2 protein-coding genes are annotated in these 1,423 nt (G+C 66.5%); both read right to left on the reverse strand.

Features of this window, described 5'->3' with window-relative positions:
- Positions 1 to 69: 69 nt before the first annotated feature.
- A complete protein-coding gene (locus tag ABH926_RS51460; RefSeq protein WP_370355621.1) occupies positions 70 to 477 on the reverse strand; it encodes a hypothetical protein in 408 nt (135 codons plus the stop codon).
- A 10-nt stretch (positions 478 to 487) separates the two neighbouring features.
- Positions 488 to 1,318 (reverse strand): IS5 family transposase, encoded by an 831-nt coding sequence (locus ABH926_RS51465; RefSeq protein WP_370374754.1) that lies wholly within the window; start codon positions 1,316 to 1,318, stop codon positions 488 to 490.
- Between the last annotated feature and the right edge of the window lie 105 nt (positions 1,319 to 1,423).

The raw sequence follows: 1,423 nt of genomic DNA on the forward strand, positions 1-1,423 counted from the left end.
TCAGAGGGCGGGATGTACCGTGATGCCCGGTTCATCGCTGGCGTTGGGTGAGGCGGGCTGGTCAGGGGGTTAGTTGTTGGGGCTTGGGCGCGGCAGGGTGAACAAGCCGGGTTCGTCTTCGACGACGAGGCCGGTGGCGACGAGGCGTTTGAGCTTGGAACGCATCCCTTCGATCTTGGTGGACTCGACACCCAGGTCCAGGGCGTGGCACAGGTCTTTCGCGCGCATCGGCGTGGTGGCATCGGTCAGTGCGGTGAGGATGTGCTGATAGACGGGGTTGTCTGGCAGCCGGGGGCCGGCGGGCTCGTCGTCACCGAGAGCGAGGATGACCTTTCGGGCCACCTGCAGGTCGGCGAGTTCGGCTTCCAGGTCGCGCAGCTGTCCGGCCAGGGTGTCGATCTGTGCCCTGACGTGCTCGGTGGTGGCGGTGACGGCCTGCTCGCGGTCGGCGATCTTCTCCAGAGCGGTTCTGCTCACCGGCGTTCTCCTATGCTCCGCGCCAGGTCGGGGTGGTCTCGCCGGTCAGCCGCCGCGCCATGATCGACGTTATCGCCCAGTAGACGCGGGATTCGGAGGATGACTCGGTGGCCTCGTACTCGCGGACCAGCCGGCGCTGCAGAAGCAGCGTGCCGTTGGTCTGTTCGACACGCCAGCGGATCGGCTGCGGGACGAAGCCGGTCTGTTCCGGGTTGCGCTGCACGATCTGGACGGTGATGTCGAGTCCGGCGCCGTGCTCGACGACGCTGCTCTTGAAGCCCTGGTCGACCAGCGCCGTGGTGACCGTGGGGGCCTTGGCGGCGACCTTGTCCAGCAGACGGGTCCCGAACACGTTGTCGTGCAGCCCGGCCGAGGCCACGACCACCGCGATGACCAGCCCTATGACATCCACCGCGAGTCCGCGTTTCCGGCCCGGTACCTTCTTGTTCGCGTCCTTACCCGTCGTGGCCGCGGGCACGTTCATCGCCGCGTGCAGGCTCTGCGTGTCGGCCACCACCAACGACGGGTCCTCGGACCGGCCGGCCTTCTCGCGCACCTGCGCCCGCAACAGGTCATGGACGACCTCGTCCAACCCGTCATCGCGCCAGGTGTAGAAGTAGTACTTCACCGCGCCGGGCGGCGGAAGATCATGCGGAAGATAGTCCCACTGACAGCCGGTCCGGTTCTGATAGAAGATCCCGTTCACGATCTCCCGGTAGTCGTAGACGCCCGAATGCCCGGTCGGCGACGGATGCTGCGCCTTCCACGCCACGATCACCGGTTCGATCAACGCCCACTGCGCATCCGACACATCGCTCTTGTACGGCAGCCGCTCGCTCACCGAACCAGCGCACCACGCAGCCGCCAGCCTGTCGGGCGGTTCAGCCGAACGCCACACCATCGAGCAAACCCATACCGGACATCACAGTACGTCCCGCCCTCTCAG

Source organism: Catenulispora sp. GP43 (assembly GCF_041260665.1).
GTDB lineage: Bacteria > Actinomycetota > Actinomycetes > Streptomycetales > Catenulisporaceae > Catenulispora.